At 75.5% G+C, this 670-nt stretch carries 1 protein-coding gene; it reads left to right on the top strand.

From position 1 onward, the window contains the following. Window positions 1–670 (top strand): chromate transporter (locus FNQ90_RS25835; RefSeq protein ID WP_182608519.1); only part of this gene is annotated, 670 nt, incomplete at both ends.

Here is a 670-nt window from a genome sequence, read left to right as displayed (position 1 = left end):
GGCTGGTGCTCGTGCTCATCGGGGCCGGACTGGTGGAGACCGGCGTGCGCCGGGCGGCCCGTGCCGGGAGCACGACGGGGGCGGGTGAGCCGACAAGGTCACCGGGCGGGGCCGCTCCCGGTCCGGGGCCGGGGAACCGACGGCCCCGGACCGACCGCCGGCTGTGGCTGTTGCTCGCCGCGCTCCCCGCCACCGCCCTGGCCGCCGGCCTCTCCGCACTGACCTGGACCGCGTACAAGGTGGGCGCGCTGTCCTACGGCGGCGGTTTCGTGATCATTCCGCTGATGCACGACGACGCCGTGGAGCGGCACGGCTGGATGACCGATCCCGAGTTCCTGAACGCGGTGGCGCTGGGGCAGATCACCCCCGGCCCGGTGGTGCAGACGGTCTCGGTGGTGGGATGGGCGGCCGGCGGGTTGCTCGGTGCCCTGGTGGCGGCGGTGGTCGCCTTCGGGCCGTCGTTCCTGTTGGTGGTGTGGGGCGGGCGGTCGTTGGACCGGTTGCGGGCCGTCCCCGCCGTGAGGGGCTTCTTCCACGGCGCCGGGCCGGCGGTGGTGGGTGCGATCGCCGGGTCGACGGTGCCGCTGGCGCTGGCGCTGTCGGAGCCCTGGCAGGCGGTGGTGCTGCTGTCGGCGGCGGGGTGGCTGATCGGACTGCGACGGGGCGTGGT

This window comes from Streptomyces alkaliphilus, assembly GCF_014141535.1.
GTDB classification, from domain to species: Bacteria; Actinomycetota; Actinomycetes; order Streptomycetales; family Streptomycetaceae; genus Streptomyces; species Streptomyces alkaliphilus.
Note: the sequence above shows the minus strand (reverse complement) of the source record. Positions and strands in the feature narration are given on the sequence as shown.